22 protein-coding genes are annotated in these 23056 nt (G+C 62.0%); 8 read left to right on the top strand and 14 right to left on the bottom strand.

The window, feature by feature from the left end; genetic code table 11:
• Window positions 1-95: 95 nt before the first annotated feature.
• The 5 genes from J2D73_RS18390 to J2D73_RS18370 form a co-directional block, all read right to left on the bottom strand.
• Window positions 96-1535: an amidase gene (locus tag J2D73_RS18390; RefSeq protein ID WP_207883718.1), complete on the bottom strand. Its 1440-nt coding sequence runs from the start codon at window positions 1533-1535 to the stop codon at window positions 96-98.
• A gap of 145 nt (window positions 1536-1680) precedes the next feature.
• Window positions 1681-3108, bottom strand: coding sequence for a M20 family metallopeptidase (locus tag J2D73_RS18385; protein ID WP_207883717.1), 1428 nt, complete (start codon window positions 3106-3108; stop codon window positions 1681-1683).
• Between the two features lie 37 nt (window positions 3109-3145).
• Window positions 3146-4471 (bottom strand): MFS transporter, encoded by a 1326-nt coding sequence (locus J2D73_RS18380; RefSeq protein ID WP_207883716.1) that lies wholly within the window; start codon window positions 4469-4471, stop codon window positions 3146-3148.
• 154 nt (window positions 4472-4625) lie between these two features.
• On the bottom strand, window positions 4626-5570 hold the full coding sequence (locus J2D73_RS18375; protein WP_207883715.1) for a threo-3-hydroxy-L-aspartate ammonia-lyase: 945 nt from the start codon (window positions 5568-5570) through the stop codon (window positions 4626-4628).
• A 42-nt stretch (window positions 5571-5612) separates the two neighbouring features.
• Window positions 5613-5771, bottom strand: a complete 159-nt coding sequence (locus tag J2D73_RS18370; protein ID WP_207883714.1) for a hypothetical protein — start codon at window positions 5769-5771, stop codon at window positions 5613-5615.
• Here J2D73_RS18370 and J2D73_RS21070 point away from each other — a divergent pair.
• A complete protein-coding gene (locus tag J2D73_RS21070; RefSeq protein ID WP_279380952.1) occupies window positions 5770-5898 on the top strand; it encodes a hypothetical protein in 129 nt (42 codons plus the stop codon). The genes J2D73_RS18370 and J2D73_RS21070 overlap by 2 nt on opposite strands.
• On the opposite strand, the gene J2D73_RS18365 is transcribed toward J2D73_RS21070, so the two are convergent.
• Both J2D73_RS18365 and J2D73_RS18360 read right to left on the bottom strand, forming a co-directional pair.
• On the bottom strand, window positions 5895-6716 hold the full coding sequence (locus tag J2D73_RS18365; protein WP_207883713.1) for an ABC transporter ATP-binding protein: 822 nt from the start codon (window positions 6714-6716) through the stop codon (window positions 5895-5897). The two genes, J2D73_RS21070 and J2D73_RS18365, sit on opposite strands and share 4 nt — an antisense overlap.
• On the bottom strand, window positions 6713-7498 hold the full coding sequence (locus J2D73_RS18360) for an MlaE family ABC transporter permease (RefSeq protein ID WP_207883711.1): 786 nt from the start codon (window positions 7496-7498) through the stop codon (window positions 6713-6715). The genes J2D73_RS18365 and J2D73_RS18360 overlap by 4 nt, the downstream gene beginning before the upstream one ends.
• A 320-nt stretch (window positions 7499-7818) precedes the next feature.
• Here J2D73_RS18360 and J2D73_RS18355 point away from each other — a divergent pair, with 320 nt between their 5' ends.
• Both J2D73_RS18355 and J2D73_RS18350 read left to right on the top strand, forming a co-directional pair.
• Window positions 7819-9132, top strand: a complete 1314-nt coding sequence (locus tag J2D73_RS18355) for a UDP-glucose dehydrogenase family protein (RefSeq protein ID WP_243430086.1) — start codon at window positions 7819-7821, stop codon at window positions 9130-9132.
• Between the two features lie 416 nt (window positions 9133-9548).
• Window positions 9549-9755 carry a hypothetical protein gene (locus J2D73_RS18350; protein WP_207883709.1) on the top strand — a complete coding sequence of 69 codons (207 nt, stop codon included), beginning with the start codon at window positions 9549-9551 and terminating at the stop codon, window positions 9753-9755.
• A gap of 232 nt (window positions 9756-9987) precedes the next feature.
• On the opposite strand, the gene J2D73_RS18345 is transcribed toward J2D73_RS18350, so the two are convergent.
• The 7 genes from J2D73_RS18345 to nth form a co-directional block, all read right to left on the bottom strand.
• A complete protein-coding gene (locus J2D73_RS18345) occupies window positions 9988-10533 on the bottom strand; it encodes a GNAT family N-acetyltransferase (RefSeq protein WP_207883708.1) in 546 nt (181 codons plus the stop codon).
• 159 nt (window positions 10534-10692) lie between these two features.
• Window positions 10693-12102 (bottom strand): exo-beta-N-acetylmuramidase NamZ family protein, encoded by a 1410-nt coding sequence (locus J2D73_RS18340; protein ID WP_207883707.1) that lies wholly within the window; start codon window positions 12100-12102, stop codon window positions 10693-10695.
• A gap of 91 nt (window positions 12103-12193) precedes the next feature.
• Window positions 12194-12556 carry a hypothetical protein gene (locus tag J2D73_RS18335; protein ID WP_233140441.1) on the bottom strand — a complete coding sequence of 121 codons (363 nt, stop codon included), beginning with the start codon at window positions 12554-12556 and terminating at the stop codon, window positions 12194-12196.
• Window positions 12557-12593: 37 nt separating this feature from the next.
• Window positions 12594-12815 carry a Trm112 family protein gene (locus J2D73_RS18330; RefSeq protein ID WP_035376250.1) on the bottom strand — a complete coding sequence of 74 codons (222 nt, stop codon included), beginning with the start codon at window positions 12813-12815 and terminating at the stop codon, window positions 12594-12596.
• Window positions 12816-12864: 49 nt separating this feature from the next.
• Window positions 12865-13524 (bottom strand): LON peptidase substrate-binding domain-containing protein, encoded by a 660-nt coding sequence (locus J2D73_RS18325; protein ID WP_084440401.1) that lies wholly within the window; start codon window positions 13522-13524, stop codon window positions 12865-12867.
• A 68-nt stretch (window positions 13525-13592) separates the two neighbouring features.
• Complete coding sequence (locus J2D73_RS18320) at window positions 13593-14525, bottom strand: tetratricopeptide repeat protein (protein WP_408736858.1); 933 nt, start codon at window positions 14523-14525, stop codon at window positions 13593-13595.
• A gap of 285 nt (window positions 14526-14810) precedes the next feature.
• Window positions 14811-15560 (bottom strand): endonuclease III, encoded by a 750-nt coding sequence (nth, locus tag J2D73_RS18315; RefSeq protein ID WP_207883705.1) that lies wholly within the window; start codon window positions 15558-15560, stop codon window positions 14811-14813.
• Window positions 15561-15838: 278 nt separating this feature from the next.
• Between nth and J2D73_RS18310 the strand changes: the two genes are divergently transcribed.
• From J2D73_RS18310 to J2D73_RS18290, 5 genes are all read left to right on the top strand, one after another.
• Complete coding sequence (locus J2D73_RS18310; RefSeq protein ID WP_207883703.1) at window positions 15839-16513, top strand: VC0807 family protein; 675 nt, start codon at window positions 15839-15841, stop codon at window positions 16511-16513.
• An 800-nt stretch (window positions 16514-17313) separates the two neighbouring features.
• Window positions 17314-18822 carry an exopolysaccharide biosynthesis polyprenyl glycosylphosphotransferase gene (locus J2D73_RS18305; protein ID WP_207883701.1) on the top strand — a complete coding sequence of 503 codons (1509 nt, stop codon included), beginning with the start codon at window positions 17314-17316 and terminating at the stop codon, window positions 18820-18822.
• Window positions 18823-18868: 46 nt separating this feature from the next.
• Window positions 18869-19666, top strand: coding sequence for a WecB/TagA/CpsF family glycosyltransferase (locus tag J2D73_RS18300; RefSeq protein ID WP_207883696.1), 798 nt, complete (start codon window positions 18869-18871; stop codon window positions 19664-19666).
• A 51-nt stretch (window positions 19667-19717) separates the two neighbouring features.
• Entirely contained in the window at window positions 19718-21883 is a 2166-nt protein-coding gene (locus J2D73_RS18295; RefSeq protein WP_207883694.1) for a GumC family protein, read from the top strand.
• A gap of 15 nt (window positions 21884-21898) precedes the next feature.
• Window positions 21899-23056 carry a glycosyltransferase gene (locus J2D73_RS18290; RefSeq protein ID WP_207883693.1) on the top strand — a complete coding sequence of 386 codons (1158 nt, stop codon included), beginning with the start codon at window positions 21899-21901 and terminating at the stop codon, window positions 23054-23056.

Here is a 23056-nt window from a genome sequence, read left to right as displayed (position 1 = left end):
TCACCTCGTCACCTCGTCACCTCGTCACCTCGTCACCTCGTCACCTCGTCACCTCCTGTTGTCATCTCCAGAACCGCGGTGGAATGCAGGCGATATCAGGCGTTTTTTCGATCAGGTCTGATCGTGGTCCATTCCGCCACCCGCTCGTAAGCCCGCCCGATGCGAAGCAGGTCGAGGTCGTGGTGATACGGCGCCACAAGCTGCAGCCCCATAGGCAGATTGCGGGCGCCGCCGAACCCCGCCGGAACGGCGAGCGCCGGGCAACCGCTGAGGGACACCGCGAACGTGACCTCCATCCAGCGGTGATAGGTGTCCATCGCCACGCCCGCGATCTCTTCCGGCCACATCTTTTCGAGGGAGTAAGGAAAAAGCTGCGCTGTCGGCAGAGCGAGGACGTCGAAACGTTCGAACAGGGAGGCGAAAGCGCGATAGAGTTTCGTGCGCGCCACGCCAGCCTCGTGGATGTCCCGTCCGGTCTGCGTGATGCTGCCCTCGATCTCCCAGACCACATGCGGCGCGAGCTGCTTACGCTTCGATGGATCGTCGTAGAGTGGGCGAACTGCGTTGCCGACGCCCCAATGCCGCAACGCGAGCCAAGTATTCCAGATTTCCGGCTCGGAGAGGGGAAAGTCGATTTCTTCAACGCGCGCGCCGGTCGCCTCAAATGTCGCGAGCGCATGGCGGCAAACGTCGAGGACGCCGTCCTCCATGGGCAACGATCCGCCCATGTCGCCAAGCCAACCGACCTTCAGGCCGCGACAGTCCCGTTCGCCCGGCTGCGCGAAAGCGGCGGGATCATCGCGAAGGGATAAAGGGTGGCGCGGATCGTAGCCCGCCTGCACGGACAGAAGCAGGGCAAGATCGTCGATCGTGCGCGCCATCGGTCCTTCGTAACCGAGCTGGCTGTAGAAAACGTCCTCGCCGGGATCCTTGGGCACGCGCCCGGATGTCGGACGAAAACCAAAGACATTGTTCCACCCGGCAGGGTTGCGTAACGATCCGCCAAAGTCGCTGCCATCGGCCAGAGGCGTCATGCGCGTCGCCAGCGCCACGGCAGCGCCGCCGCTGCTGCCGCCCGCCGAACGATCGAGGTCGTATGGATTGCGCGTCGCGCCAAACACGGGGTTGACGGTGTTGGAGCCGAAGCCGAACTCCGGCACGTTCGTCTTGCCGATAATGATGGCTCCGGCCTCCCGCACTCGGGAAACCGCCAGGCCGTCTTTCTGCGCCATAGTCCCGGCGAAAAGCGGCGATCCCATACTCGTTGGGAAACCTCGCGCTGGCGAAAGATCCTTTATCGCGTGGGGGAAGCCGTGCAGCGGGCCGACGAACTCTCCGCGCGCCGCCAGTTCGTCCTGTGCTGCGGCTTCGGCGAGCAGTGCGCCTTCGTCAGCCAGCGACACGATCGCGTTGCAGGACGGATTTTCGGCGGCGATCTGGTCCAGATGCGCGCGCATGACCTCCTGCGCGGAGACGGAGCGCGCGTGGATGGCGTCTTTCAGCGCGCAGGCGTTCAGATCGGTGATCGCGGTCATGGTCGCTCTTTCGCCTTGCGGGTGGATGGTTTCGTGATTTTCGATAGACGCGCAGTGAAAATTTGGAAATTTGTGTGATTTTCAATATGTTTCTGTAACCTGTGGCCCCGTTCACGGTGTGGCGTGAACGGGCGAGGGGCGTGCGTCAGGCCGCCTGATCCGGGGCCTGTCGCACCGGCGGCTGCACGTCGGCCGGGATCGGGCTGATATACGGCTGGACGCGCAGGCGGTCGGCGTGGTCCGCTTTCGCCCGGGCGAGCAGCGTTTCGTCCGTCAGGAGATCGATCGCGGTCATAGCCATGACTTTCGCGACATGGATCATGCCCTTGTGCGCGACCGAGGACTTGCCCTGCGCCGTCATCTGCCATGAGTGCAACTGTGTGCCGACGGCGCATGTGGCGCCCAGCGCCTGTACGGTTGGCACTGTCCAGCTTACGTCGCCGACATCGGTGGAACCCAGAGACATCCTTGTGGTCGCAAGCGGCAGGATCGACGCACATAACGGCTCGTCTGGAGCCGGAGGCAGGCCTACCGCGCGGAAGGCGGACAGGATGTCTTCGCGCGGAAATGTCTTCTGCATTTCAAGAGCGAAGGCGCGGTCCGCGTCGTCGAACGGCGGTGGCCCCAGCCGTTCGAGGTTTGCGTGCATCGCGCGCTCAAGGGGCGGGCAGGGGAGCAGGTTCGCCATGCCGCTGATGATCTCCGCCGAAACCGAAGTTTCCGTCATCATGGCGGCTCCGTCAGCGACTTTACGCACCCTGTCGGCCAGAGCCATCATGTCGCCGAGTTCGAGAGCGCGAACTGTGTAGCGGATCACCACTTTCGATTGCACGACATTCGGCGCCACGCCGCCTGCGTCGAGGTAGGCATAGTGAATGCGCGACGTCGGCAGCATGTGTTCGCGCAGGTAATTTACGCCGACATTCAGCAACTCGGCGGCGTCCAGGGCGGAGCGGCCGAGATGCGGCGCGGCGGCGGCGTGCGCCGCCTTGCCGGTGAACGTAAAATCGATGCGTATGTTGGCGAGAGAGTTTGGCGGAAACACGCCCGCGAAGCAGAGCGGATGCCACGAAACGGCGGCGTCCACGCCATCGAAAACGCCAGCCCGCACCATGAAGCTTTTTCCGGCGCCTCCTTCCTCGGCCGGACATCCGTAGTAACGGACGCGGCCCGGAACATTGTTGGCCGCCAGCCAGGATTTGACCGCCGTGGCCGCCAGAAGCGCCGCCGAGCCGAGCAGGTTGTGGCCGCAGGCATGACCGTTGCCGCTGCCGGGAAGCGGCGCATGTTCCGTGACGCCTGCGGCGTTGCTCAGGTTTGGCAGGGCGTCAAACTCGCCAAGGAACGCGATGACCGGACCGCCTTCCCCAGCCTCGCCCATGACGGCGGTCGGCAGACCGGCGACGTCGCGGGTGACGGCGAAGCCCTCGCTTTCCAGCGCACTGGCGTGTAGCGCGCATGATTTGAATTCGCCGAAGTTCAGTTCAGGGACTTCCCATACATCGTCGCTCAGCGCGACCAGGGGCGCTGCGTGAGAGTCGACGAGATCCCATATCTGGTCGGAATTTTTCATGACAATCTCCAATATGTGGTCGGCAGATTTCGGAAGGTCATTCAGCCATCAACGCTCGCGCGATCTCTTCCCGCGTCACATGCTCGACATTGCGTCGCGCGAGGGTGTGAAGACGAAGATAAACGAGGAGACCGGCGGGCAGGACGAAGGCCATCATGTATGCAGGCGTCATGGGGTCATGGGTCTTGGCGATCAGCCACGCCGTGGCGGGTTGCGTCATGCCGCCGAATGTCGAGACGGCCAGTGCGTAGATAACCCCAAACAGAGACGAACGGGCTCCCGTGGGCAGCGCATCGAGCATCGCCTGCCAAAGTCCGACGGCGGTAATGCTCGATAGCAGGAACATCGCGACATTAAGGGCAAGCTGGCTGCCCAGTCCCGGCACGTGAATGGCGTAATAATATAGCGGCACGCTGAGAACGGCGTTGAGCAGGCCTACGGAAACTACGATCGCCCGGGCGTCTGAGTGGCGCGTGGCGATTCTGATGCCGATCAGAATGCCGACGAGTCCGGCGGTCAGTCCCGCGACCATGCCCATCATGCTGATGGAGGGCGACAGGCCGAGAACCGTCACGGCGTAGCTGACGCCGAAATTGCGCAGATACGTCGAAATCGTGCCGCACATGATCCCGATGAAAACGAAGAACACCGCCTGACGTAGAGCTGCTTTTTCGTGGGGCGTCGAAGCGGAGAGAGGAACCTGACGATCAAGGACTTGTGCGCCCTCATCTGAGAAGGCCAGACGCCGGAGCACCAATCCGACCGGCACGATGAGAAGGCCGAGAACGAACGGAACGCGCCATCCCCAGCTATAGAGCGCGTCGTGAGACAACAGCTCCGAAAGCGCCAGACCAATGACCACGGCCACCAGAGAACCGAGCAACTGCGTCATATATTGCAGCGACCCGAGCATCCCCCCCATTCGCTCGGGCGCGGCGTCGAAGATCAGGGCGGTCGCAGGGCCGACTTCCCCGCCGTCGGAGAAGCCTTGCAACATGCGCGCAACGACAATCAACAGCGGCGCCAGCAGCCCGATAGAGGCCGCAGGGGGCGTGGCGGCCAGCAGCAGAGAGCCTATGGCCATCAGCAGGAAGGTGACCATCAACGAAGCCTTGCGCCCCGCACGGCGGGAGTAACGCTCCATCACGAAGGCGCCCACCGGGCGCAGTACGAAGCCGACCGCGAACGTCATCAGCGCGTAGAACAACTGCATGAGCCAGTTTTCGCCCGGAAAGAACGCACGGGCGATCATGGGCGCGAAGAAGGCGAACGCCATAAAATTATAGAATTCGAGAAAATTTCCGATGCAGGCGGCTGTGATGACCAGCGTGCTCCGCGCTTTCGTCGGTCTAGAGTGCGTCATGCCCGTTCCGATTCAGGGTGTGCGCCCGCCAGCCCGTCAAGGACCCGACGAATCCCGCGCAGTATGAACAGTTCGATGGAGAGGATGCAATCGGGAGCGAAACGTTTGGCCTTGGTTGATCGCTTCGCCAGCCACGACGTCGTCTCAAAGAAACTTACAGCGAGCCGAAATCCACGTTCCCGCCGGACAGGATAATCCCCACCCGCTTGCCCGCAACGGGAACGACGCCTTCCAGCACGGCTGCGGCGGCGAGGCAGCCGGTAGGCTCCACGACCAGTTTCATACGGGTGGCGAGCGTACGCATCGTGCTGCGCAACTGCTCGTCAGTCGCGGTCTCGATCGCCGTTACACGCTCGCGGATGATTTCGAACGTCAACCGCCCCAGCGCCGTTGTCTGGGCTCCGTCAGCGATCGTGGCCGGGACGGGGATGGAGATGATCTTTCCCGCGGCGAATGATCGCTTGCCGTCGTCGCCCGCTTCCGGCTCGACGCCGATGATCTGGCATTTCGGCGAGAGTAAAGATGCGGCGAGCGCGGTCCCGGCCAACAACCCGCCACCGCCCAACGGGGCCAGAAGCAGGTCGAGCGGTCCCGTTTCTTCAAGCAGTTCCAGCGCTGCGGTGCCCTGGCCGGCGATGATGTCCGGATGATCGAAAGGGGGAATCAGCGTCAGCCCGCGTTCGTCCGCCAACCGCGTGCCGATCGCCTGTCGGTCTTCGGCGTAACGGTCGTAAAGGACGACCTCGGCCCCATAACCTCGCGTCGCTTCCAGCTTGATGGCGGGAGCGTCATTCGGCATCACGATCACCGCCGGGACGTCGGCGCAGCGTGCGGCCAGAGCGATGGCCTGTGCGTGGTTGCCGGATGAGAACGCGACGACGCCCAGACGACGCTGTTCGGGCGTCAGCCGCGCGATGGCGTTCGCCGCGCCGCGAAATTTGAAAGCGCCTGTACGCTGGAATGTCTCGGCTTTGAAAAACAGCGTCGCTCCGACGCGTTCGTCAAGCGTGCGGGAGCGAAGGACGGGCGTTCGATGGGCAAGGCCCTCGATGCGCGCGGCTGCGGCGCGGACGTCTTCTGCTACAGGCGCGTCGCTCATGAAAAGCCTCATCAGAGTGGTCGAGCGTTTAGCGTCAAAGAGTCAGGGGCCCTGTTTCACGCTTTGCAGGCCATCCCGGTAGCCAAGGGCTTCCCACTGCTGCTTCTGCGTCAGGTGCTTCTTGGGATTGTCTCCACCGCCGAACCACGAACACCCGGACAGAACCATCGCGCCGAGCGCCAGAATGAGGACACGCTTCATGATCGGCCAGAAACTCCGCAGGCTGCTTGTCGGGTGGGGAGAGACACGGCGTCATTCGCCGAATTTCCACGCCGGTTTTGAAGAGTATGGCCGCCTGTCGGGCGGCGACACAAGAGGCGACGTCTAGCGCCGCAGCTCCATCGTGATCGGTCCTTCGCGACGGCCATGCGTGAACTGGTCGACCATCGCGTTGCCGCTGTTCATCAGGCAACTCGCCGCGCCACGCCACACCAGACGGCCCTGGTAGAGCATGGCGGCCTGATCGCCGATTCTCTGGGCGGAGGCCATGTCGTGGGTGATGGCGATGGCTGTCGAGCCCAGTTTTTTGACGCAGTCGACGATCAGTCCGTCGATGACGGCGCCCATGATCGGGTCAAGGCCAGTGGTCGGTTCGTCAAAGAACAAAATATCGGGGCGGTCGGCGATTGCGCGAGCCAGGCCGACGCGCTTTTGCATGCCGCCCGATAGCTCGGACGGATACAGGGCGCCGACGGACGGATCCAGCCCCACCTGCGTCAGGACCTCGCCGGCTCTTTCGCGCGCCTGCGCACGGGTCAGGCGAGGATGCTTGTCGTTATGCTTCTTCGTTTCCGGTGCAAGAAGTCCGAACGCCACGTTCTCCCAGACGGGCAGGCTGTCGAACAGCGCAGCGTTCTGGAACAGCATCCCGATCTCGCCGATCAACTCTTCCCGCTTGCTGCGAGACGCCGTGAGCAAATTCACGCCGTCGATCTCGATCGTTCCTGCATCCGGGGCGATCAGCCCGAGGATGCAGCGCAGCAACACGGATTTTCCGCTACCGGAGCCGCCGATGACGACGAAGGAGGTTCCTTCTTCGACGTCGAGATCTATTCCGTTCAGGACGTGCTTGCCGCCGAACGATTTGTGCAGCCCGCGAATACGGATTTTCGGCGTGCGCGCAGAGGGCGTGAATGCGTCGGTCATTGGGCGAAAAACAGATCGGTTAGCAGATAGTCGAAGGCGAGGACGAGTATCGACGCTGACACGACCGCAGACGTGGTGGCGCTGCCGACGCCTTCGGCTCCGCCGCGGCTGGAGTAGCCGTAGTAGCATCCCATGAGGGCGATGATGAAGCCGAACACCGCCGCCTTGACCAATCCGACCGTGATGTCGATCGGCTTCACGGCGTTGATCGTGGCGGAGATATAGGCCGCCGGCGCGAAGCCCAGCTTTACGACGGAGACTGTAAAGCCGCCCGCCACGCCCAGAATGTCTGCAACCACGACGAGCAGGGGCAGGGAGATCAGCCCCGCCAACAGACGTGGCGTCACGAGGTATTTCATCGGGCTGGTGCGAAGGGTCGTCAGCGCGTCGATCTGGTCGGTCACGCGCATGGTGCCGATCTGCGCCGCCATCGCCGCGCCGACGCGTCCGGCGACCATCAATCCCGCCAGCACCGGCCCAAGCTCGCGCGTGACCGAAAGCACGACGATCCCGGCGATCGCGCTTTGCACATGGTACTGCGCGAAGCCAGTGTATGACTGCAGCGCGATCACCCCGCCCGCGAACAGCGCCGTCATGGCCACGACAGGCAACGACAGGTAGCCGGTGTCCATCAGGGCGGCGCCGAACACACGCCAGTAGAACGGCGGCCTCACGGCGTGCAGCATGCCTTCCACGGCGAACAGGGCAAGCGCCCCGGCGCCCCGCGCCGCTTCCAGCACGTGGCGTCCGATCGCGGCGATCAAATCGAGAAGCGCGTTCATGCCGAAGGTTCGGTCCGGCGGCATAGCGAGCCCGTCGAAACGTGTCCTTGTGGTGCAAGGGATATCAGGTGCATGGCCAAGCCGTAGCCCGAGACCCGGCGCGCGTCAAAGCGGCCCTTGCGCCCGTGCGATAAATTTTTTCGCTGATTGACAGATGGATGTCGTATTTCATCACCAAAAAAGGGTATCTGGCCGCTTGACCTGCGTGGCCTATACAGGGTCAAGTCGCCTACCGTTAATAAAACGGTAAACCTCTCTACAGACCGCCTGCACACCTGAATCGAAGCCGAAATGGCAAGGAGGAACCAGTGCGTATTGCAATGATCGGAGGCGGCTATGTCGGCCTCGTGTCAGCCGCGTGTTTCGCTGAGTTCGGCATCGAGGTCGCCGTGGTGGAAACAAGTCCCAGCCGCCTCGCGGCGCTGCGCGAGGGACGTATTCCCATCTACGAGCCCGGCCTGGACAAGCTTGTCGAAACCAACATGCAGGCCGGACGCCTGACGTTTGGCGACGACATCGCCGTCGCTGTGGCGGGAGCCGAAGCGGTGTTCATCGCCGTCGGCACGCCCCCGCGCAACGGCGACGGAGCGGCGGACATGCAGTATGTCCACGCTGCGGCGGAACAGATCGCCAACGCTCTGACGGGCTATGCGGTGGTGGTCACGAAATCCACCGTTCCTGCGGGAACGAGCCGCCGGATTGCCGAAATTATCCGCGCCGCCCGACCAGATGCGGACTTTGACGTGGCCTCCAACCCTGAGTTCCTGCGCGAAGGCAACGCGATAGGCGATTTCATGCGGCCAGATCGTGTGATTATCGGTCTTGACCGCACACGTCCGGAACGTGTCGCGCGTGCGGAAGCGGTCATGCGCAAGGTTTATCGCCCGCTGTCGCTGATCGAGGCGCCGCTGCTCTTCACGTCGCTCGAGACGTCGGAACTGACCAAATACGCGTCGAACTCGTTCCTCGCGATGAAGATTTCGTTCATTAACGAGATGGCCAGTCTCTGCGAAAAACTCGGTGCGGACGTTCACGATCTGGCCAAGGGCATGGGGCTCGACGGGCGTATCGGCCGCAAGTTCCTGCATCCTGGTCCGGGTTACGGTGGCTCGTGCTTCCCCAAGGACACGCTCGCGCTGTCTCGTATTGGGCAGGAAGCCGGCAGCCCCTGCCGTCTGGTCGAGACGACCGTGCAGGTCAACGACGCTCGCAAGATCGGCATGGCGGGTCGCATCATCGCGGCGTGCGGCGGCTCCGTGGAAGGCAAGAGCATCGCGGTGCTGGGGCTGACCTTCAAGCCGGAGACGGATGATATGCGTGAGGCGCCGTCGCTGCCGATCCTGCATCGTCTGGCCGAGGCGGGCGCAAAGATCCGCGCTTACGATCCGGTCGGAATGGATGCGGCCAGGCCCGGCCTTCCTCCATCCGTCGCATATTGCACGGATGCGATCGACGCTGCGACGAATGCGGACGCTCTGGTGGTCCTGACCGAATGGAACGTGTTCCGCGCGGTTGCGCCCAAGGCGATCAAGGAGGCCATGAAGGGCGACGTCGTGGTCGACCTGCGCAACATCTTCGATCCGGCCGCCATGCGTGCCGCCGGCCTGCAGTACCAGTCTGTGGGACGACCCTGAAGTCAGGGAGTCTGTTCGCAAAGTTGGCGGTCAGCGACTTTCGCAGAAAATTGCTCATGCAATAAAGAGTAACGGCCCGGTCTTCCCGGGCCGTTACTCTTTTCATCGCTTGGTTGCGGTGGAGCATTTGTACGCGCATCAACGCTACATCGGCGGGGTGGGCGAAGGGCCTCAAATGGCTGTCGTGAAAGCCAGCGTTTGCGAACCGGCACGCCAGACCGGAGTTTCGAAAACAGTCTGGTCACTAAAGCTTTCTGACTGCCGTCTATTCCGTCTTTGCGAAGAGGGGGCAGGGCGGCGGCGTAGCTGATCGCCATCGTCCCATCTTGCCGATTCGTAATGCAGTCCTATCTTTAAAGAACTATATTTCGTCGTCGTATGGACAGCCGCCCTCTGAGGCGTCGGAGGGGAAACGTATGGAGTGGCAAGGGTTTGTCGCGCTGATGACGTTTCTGTTCCTGTCAATTTTTGCGCCATTGCTGATTGCTTTGGTGATTCTCTGGCGTAACGCCTTGGACGAGGGATGGGCGGAACGTGACGCCCGGTTCCGTGAAGTGATTCTTCGTCGCGCAGGATCGGCGCCCCGCGCTCCGTCGAAAACTCAGCAACGCAAGGTGCGGTAGTCGCCTGCCGGCGGGTGCTGGCCGATCGTTATCTTGGTGTTAATCATTAAAAATTTCCGGACGTCGCTTTAACGAAGACAGTCTCATCAGCTACGTGGGTTCGGTGAGGCAGCGCGCGCCCGATCAGACGAATGCGAGAAGCAGGCTGGGGGTTCAGGCCACAGTTGGTGGCCCCGTCGATCGATTATCGACAATGGAGCCGCCGAGCCGTGGGACAATCAGTTCGCGTCCGTCAGTTTGATAAATGGGATGGTTCACGCCCGAGCGGGGGTCGCTGACGCTCGAACATGGTGACGGTGGCGCCGCGATATTCGGAGGCGCCAAAGGGACTGAACCCCAGTCGGGTGGCGAGTTGGATCGAACTGGCGTTGTCGGGGTCTATGATACAGACGGTTCGTAACTCGGAGCGCGTTTCATCGAACCAGCGAAGTACGGCCGACATTGCTTCAGACGCAAACCCTTTGCCGTGGAACGCCCCCCGGAGCAGCCATCCTGCCTCGGGTGAGGCGTCGAATGACGCGCCGAGCCCGCGGTGAAAATTCGCCAGCCCCAGTTCCCCCATGACAGTTCCGGTCGCGCGCTCGACGACGGCGAACATTCCGTAACCAAACAGACTCCAGTGCCCCGTGTGTTGAAGAAGTCTGCGCCACGCCTCTTCACGGGTCGTTGGCATGCCCCGGATGAATTGATTAACGGCGGCGTCAGTCGTTACCGCCAGTATGGCCTCGAGGTCTTCAGGGGTGTGCGGCCGAAGAAGCAGGCGGTCGGAGGTGATCATCGTCGGTTCGGCTCCAGTGGGCAGGGCGTGAAATGCGTCGCAAGTGATAAACTGAAAGAGCAGGGGCGAGAATGAACGGGCGGATCTGAATTCGCGATGCGGCGCGACATGGCATGGCGCGATTGGTCGCTTACCCCAGTTACGCCATGATCGGTTGCGTCAATACAGCAGATAAGGACGTCGGAGGCGGGCGAAGGACGCCGTTTCGGCGCTCCATTGACGCAGGGTCGCGGCAGGCGGCGTTCCGGCGTTCACGGATCGCCGCAAGGTGTCCGTTCCCGCCAGCCTGTCTATCGCGCGTCCCTCCTCGCGCCACGCAAAACCGGGCCAGACGGCCTTCGCCGCGAGCAGCAACGCGACGCCGAGGGCTACCGGATCGAAACGCCCGGAATCAGTCACCAGCATCTGCGCCCCCTGCACCTCGCGGTCCGAGAAAATGGAAGAAGAGGGCGTAAAGCTCGTCTCCCGAAATCCGACGCCGGGAAGCGAGAAATCGTTGAGCCGTTGGACGAATGCCGATGAATCGAGATCCGGCGCGCCTGCGAGTTCGAATGGCGTCGTGGTGCCGCGCCCAAGGGACAGGGGCGTTCCTTCCAACAGGCATACGCCGGGATAGACAGTTGCTGTCACCGGCGTCGGCATGTTCGGGCTTGGGGGCACCCACGCCAGCCCGGTTTCGCCAAACGTCATCCAGCGCCGCCAGCCTTGCATGCTGACGACGTCCAGACGCACCGACCGTCCCGGGTAATTTGTGTGCGGCAGGATCTCTGCGTTGAAGAAACGCGCCAGTTCGCAAACTGTCATGCCGTGCTGCAGCGCGACAGGCGCCCGGCCGAGGAAGGACGCATACTGTGGCGCAAGGACCGGACCGCGTACGGCCTCTCCACCCAGCGGGTTCGGTCGATCAAGCACGATTACCCGCAGGTCAAGCCGCGCGCAGGCCGCCATCGCGTCGAACAGCGTCCAGATATAGGTGTAAAATCTTGCGCCAACGTCCTGAATGTCGAAGATCACCGCCTCGATGTTCGCCTGGACGAAAACCTGCTCCAACGCGGGGCCTGACAGTCCGTAGAGCGGCATGACGGGTAAGCCGGTCCGCTTGTCCCGGCCTCCTTTTTCTGTCGCGCCGGGAGGGGCTGAGCCATGCAGCCCGTGCTCGGGGCTGAACAGCGCACGCAGATCGACGTCGGATCGTTCGTGGAGAATTTCTGATATGTGCCGAAAGTCGGGACCGATACTTGTCTGATTGGCGATTATGCCTAATCGCATGCCGCGTAGTGACGCGAATCCTTGCGCCATAGCGACTTCAAAGCCGGTTCGCACCCGCCCGCGCCCGTTTTCGCATCGGGGGGCGGTATGTCCGGGTCGGGGGAAAAGAGCCGCCCCTCCGGCGCCGAGAAGGGCGCGGCGCGGCAAGCCCGTTCCGCAAGGTTCATAAGCCGGGGTGGAAAACCCGGTCGCGAACGACCACATAGGGTTCGACCGGGGCGTGGCGCTTTCGTGTCGTAGCGCCTGCTGCCTGTCGGCAGAGCGTTGTCCATCAGAATCCGAGGCCGTACTTGCGCTCATCGATCCGAAAGCCCCTTCTTCTGCTCCCGCTTCTTATCCTGAGCGCATGTTATGGCGGCCATTATCACCACCACCATCACCGGCGCGGGGGTTACTCGTCTCCTCCGCCAGCAGCACCACCGCCGCGAGGGTGGTGAGTCCCCGTGTCAGGACGTCCGTACGTGACCTCGGTATCCGGGGTCACGTTGGACGTGCCGGGCTTGGGTAGAGACGTTCCTGCGTAAGGCGCGGGTTCGTAGCGACCGCCACGGGTGCGGGGCGCCGACGCATCGCTGTAATCTGCTTCGCGCTCTCGCCGTTCTTCGGCTTCAGCCGCCTCGGGAAAGTTTCGGCCGGGGCGCTCCGGCGGAACGTCGATGTCCTCGCCTGCGCCGGGATCCTGAGCGGTGGGGCGGCAGCCGGTCGCAAGTAGACCCGCCATAGCGAGCAGAAGGGGGCGCCGTCCCGTCAGCACGGGCCGCTCTCTTGGGTCGACGCCATAATGCGAACTGTCAGTCGGCCAGCGCACGCGCCTCTTCGGGCAGCATGATGGGGATGCCGTCCCGCACAGGGTAGGCGAGGCGCGCCTGCGCGCTGATCAGTTCGCCTGCGGCGCGGTCGTATGTGAGCGGTCCCTTCGTAACGGGACAGACCAGAATCGACAGGAGTCGAGGATCCAGCGGCGCTGCGTCGTGCGGGGTTGTGTCCGGGGATGATGGCGTCGGGGCAGACATTGGGTGACTCCGTGTGGCGATGCTGGACGGCGGCGTCTCTGACGGCCGTCTAGGATGGGGAGATATTACGCGGCGCTCCGTCGCCCGGATACGGTCCGGAAAGATCGAGCAGGGATTGCAGCACCTGGGCGCGCTCGGTCAGCGTCTCCGCTTCAAGCAGCGCCTGTTTCTCGGCGGAAGGGAACGGGCAGATCATGGGCAACGTGACGAGAAGGGCGTCGTCGCCCATCTGGTCGATCGCCTCCCAGCTCACGCTCAGGCCGCGCGCCTGGAAATATGTCCGCAGCGAAGAGAGGAGATGCTCCCGGTCGAACGGGGCCGACGGCATGTCGCTCAGGTCGCCGGAGTAGGCCGACGTATCGATACGCGCCCGCCGGTATCCCCGGCGTACTCCGCTTTCGCGAAGGAACCGGAAGCGCGACACGCCGGTCAGCGTGACGGCATAGGTCCCATCGGCGCGTTCTGAGAAGGATGTGATCCGACCGAGGCAGCCGACGTCGAAAAGCAACGGTGCGCGTCCGTCTTCATCAGCGTCGAAATCGTTGAACGGCTGGATGATCCCGATCAGACGACGATCCGCCAGCGCGTCCTCGACCAGCGCCACGTAACGAGGTTCGAAAACGTTAAGCGGCAGCTTGCCGCGTGGCAGCAGCAGAGCCCCGAAAAGCGGAAAAAGGCCGATCTCTGCGGGGAGATCGGCAAGGGTCATGTCCGGGATGCGAGGTATGAGGCGCGGTATCTCTTCGCTGAAGACCGAGTCGTCCAAACCCGGTCCTTTCAGGAGAACAGCAGGGAGGAGAGACGCCGACGCGCAAGCAGCGTGGCCGGGTCGTCGTGCCCCCAGGATTCAAAGAACTTGAACAGAAGCTGCTTTGCTGCGCCGTCGTTCCAGTCCCGGTCCGCGCGGAGGATCGCCAGCAGTTCGTCGGCGGCTTCCTGTTTCTGGCCAGCGGCGTTCAACGCGTTGGCGAGCCCGACCCGCGCCTCGAAATCCTTGGGGTCGGCTTCGATGCGGGCTCGGAGCGCCTGCGCCTCTCCTGCTACGCGCCGGCCTTCTTTCTTGAGTTCCAGAGCGGCGCGCGCGCCTTCGATGTCGGCGTGGGAGGCGATCGCGGCGGGGACATCGTTCAACGCCGCTTCGGCGGCTTCTTCGTCATCCAGTGCAAGCATGGCGCGGATTAGCCCGCCCCATGCGGCCGGATTTTCCGGCTCCATCTCAAGGACCGCGGAGTAGAGCTGCGCCGCCTGTTCGGGCTGCTCGCCGTCAAGGGCCGCGCGCGCCTCGACCAGCAAATCGGCCGCAGGCAAGGTCGCGCCGCCAGCGGCTTTCAGCACGCCCTCGATGAATTTCTTCACCTGGCTTTCCGGCAGGGCGCCCTGAAAGAGGTCGAGAATCTGGCCCTTCCAGAAAGCAGCCACCATTGGAATCGACTGCAAGGGTAGACCAAGCTGGCTCAACTGAGCGACAAGTGAACGGTTGGCTTCGATGTCAATCTTGACCAGCCGCACGCGTCCGCCAGCCGCGTTGACGACTTTTTCGATGACCGGCGTAAGCTGTTTGCAGGGGCCGCACCAATCGGCCCAGAAATCGACCAGCACAGGAACCGAGCGGCTGGCGTCGATCACCAGTTCCATGAAGTTGGCTTCAGTGCCGTCCATGACGGCCGGCGCGGCTGATCCGGAAACGGGAAGCCCGTCCTCCTGAAGCATTCCGGAGCCCTGCGTCGTCCCGGTCGCGTTCGGGCGGTTCTGGCCGATTATGTAGTCCATCGTCTCGAATCCTGCCTCAGCTATGCTACGCCGCGTTCGGGCCTTCTGCCCGGACATCCTTGATCGAACTTCCGTCTAGCGCAGCGACAGCGAAATACAAACCCGCGCTGATGCAGATCAAGAGAGGCCCAGTGACAGCCGCACGGCGCTCGACTTCGTTGCTCTATAACATTGGCGGCGGCGCTGGTTCGCGCAATATCCGTACACAGAATAACGGCGAACGGCTCATGCTTTTGCGCGCTTCGGCGCAATCAGTTCTTTGTCGGGGTAGAGGCAGTGCGCCGTGGCGACGCATCGCCAGCATTCCGGGCGCCGCGCCTTGCAGACATAACGCCCCTGCAGGATCAGCCAGTGGTGGGAATCACGCAGCATGGGGAGTGGAACGCGCCGTTCCAGCGCCCGCTCGACGTCCAGAACGTTTTTGCCACGCGCCAGTCCCGTGCGGTTTGCGAGGCGAAACGCATGCGTGTCCACTGGCACCGCCGGTTCTCCGAACGCGACGTTAAGCACAACCGCCGCAGTCTTGCGTCCAACGCCGGGCAGGGACTCCAGAGCGTCCCGGTCGGTCGGGACTTCGCCGTCGTAACGCTCCACCAGCATCTGCGAGAGGGCGACGATATTGCGGGCCTTGTTCCGCCACAGGCCGATCGTGCGGATGAACTCGCCAACCTCGTCCGAGGTTAACAACGCCATCTCAGCAGGTCCGGGGGCTTTCGCGAACAACGCGGGCGTGACCCGGTTGACCGAGGCGTCGGTAGCCTGCGCCGCAAGCGCTGTCGCGACAAGAAGCTGAAAAGGCGATGAGAATTTGAGTTCGGTTTCGGCGTCCGGCCATGCACGGGCCAAGTCGGAGAGAAAAGCCGTGACTTCCTTCTTTGTCATGTCCCTGGGCGCGAACGCAGCGCCCTTAGGCTCGGGATCGGCGGTCTTCGACGTGGAGGATCTGGTTGCGGGCTTCGTTTTGGCGGTCGGCATGGGGTGAATGTTTCACCGTTCCGGCTCCGTCGTCAAAAGACGGCCTACTGGGTGAACTTTAAGATCGGACGGCTCTATCGGTCTTTGCGGTGGAGAGGTGCGGCGCCGTGTGAGCGACGTGAGGGTTTCCGTCCGGTCAGTTTGATTCGACGCCGAAAGATATCGTGTGCGTTGGCCTTATCGTGTAACAATGGGACCGAAATTTAGCGATGCGGCGGAAGGGAGCGGGTGGGGGCATGGGCGCGGAATTGCGGGATAAACGTTCGGACAGCCGGCCCATGGCGCGATTTCGGGGGCGTGGCTTTCATGTGGTCGCCGATCTGGCTGTGAACTTCGCGCTGCCTCTCCTGATATATAACCGGGCAGCTCCGGTTTACGGCGATGTTACGGCATTGCTTGCGTCCGCAGTTCCGCCCATTCTCTGGTCACTCGCTGAATTCTCAATCCGGCGCACTGTAGACGCGATTTCGATGCTCGTTCTCGCGGGCATAGCGTTGTCTTTGCTCGCAATGATAGGCGGAGGGGGGCCGCGTTTCCTTCAATTGCGGGAAAATCTGGTTTCGGCGCTGATCGGGGTGCTGTTTTTGGGATCGGTCGCAGTAGGGAGGCCTCTGATCTATTATCTGGCGCGCGCAACGATGGTGCGGCAGGCGGACGATTCTCTGGAGAGGTTCGAGGCGCTGCGTCACAATGCAGGCTTCCGTCGCGTGATGACCATCATGACGCTGGTGTGGGGATGTGGGCTGCTGCTCTCCGCGAGCGTGGCCTGTGTCCTCACGTTTGTATTGAGTATTCAGGCGTACCTCGTTGTGCACAATTTTCTGGGTTACGGCACGATGGGGGCGCTGGGAGCGTGGACGTTCTGGTATCGGCGCCGCGTCGAGCGTAGCGCCCGACTGAGGGACGAAGGCGTCGTTTCTGCAACCATGCGTGACGCCGCAACTGGATTGTAGGTAATTCGAAACGAAACTTTACAAAATTTCTTTTGTGCTGATCTGGCAAAAAATCGGTGGTGCCAATTTTCTGTATGAATATTTCGTGTCAGAGACGGCCAAGTTAGTCGTTGCCTGAAAGGGCGATGGAGCAGCGGTAGGGCTAAGCGTCGTGAGATAGGTGACGTTGGCGCTGAGTCGCGCAGGTGGCTGAAGTGTGAGTAACTGGCCCCCGAGAAGCTTCTTCGAGATTATTCGCGGGTTCATAAGCAAGACACAAAAAGGGCTGGGATACGGCGTTGCTCATGCTCAGTGGAGCGTTCGTATAACGACGATGTTCTGCGCCTTTTTCGTCGCCCATGGCTGTGGCGACGTGGTGTGTTTGAAGATGAGATGGTGATGTCGTGTCTGTGGAGGGGAGGCTCTTGCTGTGATTTTTGTTTTTTTGACGGCGAAAGTTTGATTGTTGGCGATTTATCGATCGTCGCAGTGTTCATCGCTCAAAATGATTTTCCAATAAATTAGAAAAATATAAAAATAACTCTCAAACAATATAAATATGCATCGTAAATATTTTTATATTTATTTCTATTAAAATATCGTTAAAATTTGCGCACTTTTCGCTTTGTCTTCGTTGTAAAATGTGATCTCTTTCACGCTCTGTTTGAAAACGGGAAGACGTTGAGCCCGGTTGGAGCGCAAGTTGCTCCGGTCGAAAGATGGCGCATGTGAAGGCATTTTTTGTGTCATCGGAGAAATGTCCTGTCGGAAGGCGCAATTTTGACGCGATTTCTGTTGGCGTCATGTAAGGGAGCGTCGCCATGAAAGAGCAGCTTGTTTTTGCGGACGTCGAGATCGATTTTCCAGTGGGCGATACGCGTAGGACGCTGTCGATAGTATCGCCGGGGCGGCAGCTTCTGCGGGAGCCTTATCCGTATTTGCATACAGTTTTGGCTTCGATCGTATTTTCTGTCGACGCCGGCGCGGTTTTTCTGGCCTCGTTCTTCGCCTCTCACTTTGTGCTTGATCTCCCGCTTGCGGGCGGTTTGATGCCCGCTACGGCGGCGGATTTCGTGGCGGCGCTGGCTTTCGTGCTGCTCCCAAAAAAACGCTCATTGCTCGCTTACCCGAAAATCAAAAAGCTCAATACGCAATTTCGATATCTGGCCCCCGGGTTTCTGATGGCCTGTGTCGTAAACGCAGGGATGCTGGTTGCGTTGCAGCGCCCGATTCTGGAGGCGTTTCGCGTTGCCGTATTGTGGGGCTTTGCCGCTGCGATAGCACTGCTGATTGGCCGTGCGGCGATCGCGATGGCGCTGGCGACGTCACTCGTCAAGGTTAAGCTTCAGAGGAAAATCGCCATTGTCGGCGGCGGTTCGATGGCGTTTGCGCTGGCCGGTCGTATTTCGGCTGATGGCGCTGGCGCAAATGGCGCCTATGGGCTCATGGGGATTTTCAATAATGTGCCGGGATCGGCCGGGTTGGATGGAGATCTGGACGATCTTGTCGAAAAATGCCGTGTAGAGGGGGCGCATGCGATTATTCTCGCTATGCCCGACAACGGTTCCGCCAGAGGCGGCGTGCGTGACGTAAGCTACAAACTTCGTAAAGTTCTTTCTGATATATACATCGTGCCGAACCTCGTGAGTGGCGTGGACTCGGCCTTGCCTGTTGAATATCTGGGACCGCATCCGTTGTTCATCCTGCAACGACGTCCTTTGTCCGACATGCAGAATTTTCAGAAAACAGCTTTCGATTTCGTATTTGCTCTTGTGGCGACGATACTGCTGTCCCCGCTGCTGCTCGCCATAGCCGCTATCGTAAAGCTGGACTCTCCTGGGCCGGTGTTCTTTCGTCAGCCCCGGCGCGGGTGCAACGAAAAACGTTTCATGGTGTTCAAGTTTCGCTCGATGCGGACGGAAATGTCTGACTTTGGAGCTGTGCGGCAGACCAGCCGGAACGACCCCCGGGTCACACGCGTCGGCAAGTGGTTGCGTAAACTCAGCCTGGACGAACTGCCGCAACTGTTCAACGTGCTGGCGGGCGACATGTCTCTTGTCGGCCCCCGCCCGCATGCTCCGCAGACGCGGGCGGGCGGCCATCTTCTGGATGATGCGCTTGCGGACTATGTGCTTCGCTATCACGTGAAGCCGGGAATAACCGGGTGGGCGCAGGTAAACGGCGCGCGCGGAGAGCTTGTGACGGTCGGTGACCTTGAGCGGCGCGTAAAATACGACCTCGACTATATCCGGCGCTGGTCCTTGTTTTTCGATGTGAAGATTATCTTCCTTACAGTCGTTCGGGAGATTTTCAGCCGCCATGCGTTCTAATCTGGCCACTGCCACTGCCACTGCCACTGCCACGGACCCGGCGTTCATGCCCCCTCCGTCCGACCTCACGCCGCCGCCGGTTATTGAAGTCATGGGGTTGGGGCTTCATATGATCACGCGTGAGGAGATCGTCGATCGCGTAGTGGAGGCTGTGCGCGCCGGTCGCGCCATGCGAGTGATTAACGCCAACGCCCATTGTGTCACCCTTGCACAACGCCGTCCGTGGCTGCGGCGAATGTTCCACGACGCAGAAATCAGATTTTGCGACGGCGCGGGCGTTCAGCTTGCCTCGATGTTTCTGTCAGGTCGCAAGCCGCCGCGCACTACGCCGCCTGAGTGGGTGGGGCCGGCCCTCGAACGTCTGGGCGGCGATGCGTCAGTGTATTGGCTCGGTGGAACGCAGGAGGCGGCAGAGATTGCCGCGCAGATATACAGCGCCCGGTATGGCTGCAAGACGGCGGGTGCGCATGGAGGTTTCTTTGACGCGACGCCAGGCTCTCCGGACTCGGAAAAAGTGCTGCAGGAGATTCAGCAGGCTCGGCCTTCCGTCCTGTTGTTGAATATGGGCATGCCGCGTCAGGAACGCTGGCTTTTTGATAACTGGAGCCGACTGCCGCCCATGGTCGCTATTACAGCCGGAGCGCTGGTCGATCACGCGGCTGGCCGGGTCTCCCGTCCTCCACGTTGGGTCGCTGATATGGGGCTGGAGTGGCTGGTGCGCCTCGTGCGCGAGCCGAGGCGTTTGTGGCGTCGCTACCTGCTCGGGCTGCCTGTGTTCGGCCTGTATGTGTTGCGCTGGAAACTGTTCGGGCGCCGATCGGCCCGGGCTGCGGAGGCTTTGTGATCTCTGACGACGAAACTCGAACCGACCTCACGCAGGAAAGGAACCGTCGCCATGGGCTTTGAACGAGAACTGGACCACCCCTTCGACAATGGCGCGGCGTATCATCGTCAACCGGTGGACGGGTATGCGGTCATGTGGCGCTATGTCGGTGTCATGTCGCGCCATCGCGCGCTGTTCGCCAGCGTCTTCGCCGTGGCGTTCCTGGCCGGTACCGGCGTCGTGTTTTCCCTGAAGCGATCGTTCGTGTCTACAGCGACGGTGGTTGTGACCGCCCCTGTCGACGACCCGTTCAGCCAGACCGCCCAAGGTGGCAAAACGCTGGAGGATGACGAACTTGCGACGCAGGCGGAACTGATTCAGTCGCGCGACGTCGCGGAACTCGTCCTCAGGCAGATTCCGGCGTCAGAAGGCGGGCATAAGGGCGGCCTGCGCGCCGCGCTATGTTCACACGGCCTGAAATTTGCGTGCGCCGCGCCGGCCCCTTCGGAACAGCAGGTGCAGCTTGAACATGACGCACGTATCGATGGGCTTCTGGCGACGATCACGGTGGAGCCGCAGCCGCATTCCCGCGTCATCGCCCTGAGCGCCAAAGCCGATACGGCGGATGCTGCGGCGTCGATCGCCAACGCGTTTATCAGCAGCTATCAGCAGGTGTCGCTGACCCAACAGCGCGGGGATCTGGCGCGAGACGCGGAGTGGCTGGATGAGCGGACCTCGGCGCTGCGGCGGCGCTGGGTGGAGGCGGAGAAGGCGGCGAGCGACTTCAACGCTCAGCATGGTCTGACAAATCTCGATGGCGACTCTCCTCTCGTCGGGCATGAAATCGCGACCATGGCGGCCAGCCTCAATCAGGCGCAGGCTCGATACGCCGCCGCGCAGGCGCGCATGGAAGTGCTGAACGAGGTGAAAGCGAACGGCGACCCGCGTTCCATCATCGCCCTTGGCGATCAGCCGCTGCTCGTGGCTTCGGCTAACGCCCTGATGCAGGCGGAAGCCGCAAGAGCGCAGAAGATCGGATCGTTCGGGCCGAACCACCCGGACGTCGTCGGATTGACGGGGCAGGTCGCCGCAGCGAAGGCCAGTCTCGCCGCGGAAACACGGCAGGCTCTGGGATCGGTCAACGCGGAACTGGTGGCGTCCCGCGCGGAGGTCGCGCAGCTTACCCGCTCGCTCGACGCGCTGCGTGGCAGCTACACCGGGCAGGGGGCGGCGCAGGCGGAATATCGCACGCTGCGTCAGGACGCTGACAGCGCGAAGAGCGTTTACGAAGCCTTCCTCGATCGCGCCAAGGAATTCGCCGACCGCGCGGCTTTGCTGCGGCCGCCGGTCGCGTTTGTTTCGCACGCGGCGGTCCCGGCCGCGCCGACATTCCCCAATCGTAAAAAGCTCGAACTTGGCGTCATCGTTCTGGGCCTTATTTCGGCGAGCGCCGCCGTTGCGCTACGCGCCATGCTGTCGTCCGGCTTCACGGATATCGAAGAATTGCGTCGCTTCGGGGGGCTGCGCCTTCTGGCTGTGTTGCCGAAGACGCGTGGCCTTGTGAGGGCCAGCGGCAAGCTTTCGGTCGGCCAGAGTTATTCGCCGATCGGCGATGCGGCGCGCGGCCTGTTGACCCAACTGTCCCTCATGCGCGCAAGCGGCGACGCCGACGACAGGATCGTCGCTGTGACGTCGCCAACGTCAGGGGACGGCAAAAGCACGCTGGTGTCCTGGCTCGCGGCGACGGTGCAGGCTGGTGGGCAGGATGTGCTGGTGATCGGCGACGCGGCTGGCCGCAGCACCGTTGGTCATGGGCTGTGGGACGTCGCATCTGGGCGCGCGACGGCTGACGAAGCGATAGAGCGTGACGCTACGACCGGCGTCGACGTGCTGTGGGGCGGGGATCTCAGCGCGTTCGACCCGTCGGGCGTCGACAAGCTTCGCGCCGTGCTGCGGGGGCTGTCGTCACGCTACCGCATGATCGTGATCGACGCGCCGTCGCTCATGGTCAACCCGGACGGCCTCGTGCTGGCGTCCATCGCTGATCAGGCGTTGTTCGTATGCCGCTGGAACGACACATCCCGCCGCGACGCCGCCCTGTGCATCGAGCGGCTGCGTCATTACGGCGTGCGCGTAAGCGGGCTGGTTTTGAACGCCGCTGAAGGTCGGGCCGCCGGAGTGTCTCCTGACGGGCAGGCGCCGCGCGCCTCTGTCGGCCTGCTTCAGCATTTCAGATAGAAACCAGGATAATTCGTGAAAATCGTTCATGTCGTCAGGCAGTTCAGTCCTTCGGTCGGCGGCCTAGAGGATTCCGTTCGTCAGCTCGCGGCTCTGCAACGTCGCGAACTGGGGCTCGACACTCGGGTCGTGACGCTCAACCGTGTTTTTAACAGGCCGGGCGTTCTCGCAGACGAGGATGAGGTGGACGGCGTGCCCGTGCGCCGGGTTCCGTGGCGCGGTTCTACGCGCTATCCGCTTGCGCCGTCGGCTTTGCAGGCGCTTGGCGACGCCGATCTGATTCATGTCCATGCGATCGATTTCTTTTTCGATTATTTCGCCGCGACGACGTGGTTGCACCGCAAACCGATGATCGTTTCGACGCATGGTGGTTTCTTTCATACCGGCGCGTTCTCCCGGTTGAAAAAATTGTGGTTTTCTACACTCACGCGAATGAGCATACGTGCTTACGATGCAGTGATTGCGTGCAGCGAAAACGACGCCGACATTTTCCGCCGTATTGCGCGGGAAAGGCTGATGACGATCGAAAACGGCGTCAATCAGCAGAAGTTTTTCGATGCCTCATCCCCGTCTCCGCGTCGAACCATCGTCTCTTTCGGTCGCTTCGCCAGCCATAAACGACCTGATCTTCTATTTCCTCTTCTTGTCGCGTTGAAGAGAAAGAATCCGGATTGGTCTCTGGTCGTCGCCGGACGCCCGGCTGACGTCTCCACGGAAGATTTGCGTCGCATGGCGCAGGATGCGCAGGTCGCCTCGTCTGTGCGATTTGTGATTGACCCCGACGACGTAACGCTGCGGGAGACGATCGGGGAAGCCAGTTATTTTGCCAGTCTTTCCGAACATGAAGGCTTCGGTCTGGCCGCAGTGGAGGCGATGTCTGCGGGACTGACGCCGCTTCTCAGCCCGATTCCGCCGTTTCGCCGTCTCGTCGCCCAGACCGGTGTGGGCGTATTGGTCGATCCAGCCGATCTGGACGAGGCGGCTATACGGATCGAGGCGGCGCATGTCGAAGACGAGGGCGCCGCTTCGGTGGTGCGACGTCTGGCGATGCAGGGGGCCGAGCCTTACGACTGGCGAAGCGTCGCACAGCGTTACGTCAACGTATATCAGGATATTCTGAGACCGTCAGGGCATGCGTCCTTTCGCGGCGCGAACGCGCAAGGGCGGTCCTAA

It is taken from the genome of Acetobacter sacchari (assembly GCF_017377715.1).
Classification (GTDB): domain Bacteria; phylum Pseudomonadota; class Alphaproteobacteria; order Acetobacterales; family Acetobacteraceae; genus Acetobacter; species Acetobacter sacchari.
This window is presented reverse-complemented; position numbering and strand designations above follow the sequence as displayed.